The organism is Rhizobium ecuadorense (genome assembly GCF_001187535.1).
GTDB classification, from domain to species: Bacteria; Pseudomonadota; Alphaproteobacteria; order Rhizobiales; family Rhizobiaceae; genus Rhizobium; species Rhizobium ecuadorense.
This window is the reverse complement of record NZ_LFIO01001586.1, coordinates 1-211: the sequence shown is the minus strand read 5'-3', so window position 1 is coordinate 211 and position 211 is coordinate 1. Positions and strand designations below refer to the sequence as shown.

The 211-nt window shown below is 53.6% G+C and carries 1 pseudogene; it reads right to left on the bottom strand.

Going from position 1 to position 211, the window contains the following annotated elements:
- A pseudogene (locus AF337_RS32660) lies at positions 1–211 on the bottom strand (O-antigen ligase family protein); the annotation flags it as partial.

Sequence of the window (211 nt, the reverse complement as noted above, 5' to 3'; positions counted from 1 at the left end):
GAAATCAGCGGCAGCAACTGTTCCCAAACATTCGTACGTCCGCTGAGTGTAAGGTCTTTCCCGAAGGATTCGGCAATCGCCTGGGCCACACCCATTAACGCAACGGAGACGACAAAGCCCAGCAGGGCGAATGCAAGGAGAACAACGAAGGATCTGAAGATGCGGCCTGGAAAGCGCTGAATCCAGCTCATTCCGTAGTATACGGCTATTC